A 702-nucleotide genomic window follows, 5' to 3' on the forward strand; every position below is an offset into this window, starting at 1 on the left:
CGCGGCGGTGTTGGGTGTGCTGAAGGCGGGTGGCGCGTATGTGCCGATCGACCCGTCCTGGCCGGCGCAGCGGCGGGAACTGCTGACCTCCGACCTCGGCGTGAGCGTGGTGCTGGACGGCGAGTTGCCCGATGGTGGCCGTGACGACGACCCGGGTGTGCCGGTGGACGGCGGCCAGCTGGCGTATGTCATCTACACGTCGGGCTCGACCGGACGGCCGAAGGGTGTCGGCGTGTCGCGGGCGGCGATGGCCGCGCACGTGTCCCGGATGCGACGGCGCTTCGGGCTCGGCCCGGCCGACCGGGTGCTGCAGTTCGCCGCGCTGGCCTTCGACGCCTCGATCGAGCAGATCTTCCCGGCGCTGACCTGCGGGGCCGCGCTGGTGCTGCCCGAGCACGGCCTGGTCGCCCCGGCCCAGCTCGTCGCCGACGTGGAACGGCACCGGGTGACGGTGATGGAGGTCGTCCCCGGCTACCTCACCGAGCTGATCGCCGAGGTCACCGCCGACGGCACCTCCGCGCCCACCTGGAGCCCGGCCGCGCTGCGCCTGCTGGTGCTCGGCGGGGACGAGGTACGCCCGGCCGACCTGGCCTGGTGGCGGCGGCACCACCCGGACGTCGCAGTGGTCAACACGTACGGCCCGACCGAGACCACGATCAGCGCCACCGTCTACGACGTGCCGTCCGCAGTGGACGGCGCGGT

The 702-nt window shown here is 73.8% G+C and carries 1 protein-coding gene; it reads left to right on the top strand.

The window, feature by feature from the left end; genetic code table 11:
- Positions 1–16 precede the first annotated feature (16 nt).
- Positions 17–702 (top strand): AMP-binding protein (locus IRY44_RS30445; RefSeq protein ID WP_194803571.1); only part of this gene is annotated, 686 nt, incomplete at its 3' end.

The sequence above is a fragment of the Micromonospora sp. ANENR4 genome (genome assembly GCF_015354395.1).
Lineage (GTDB): Bacteria > Actinomycetota > Actinomycetes > Mycobacteriales > Micromonosporaceae > Micromonospora > Micromonospora aurantiaca.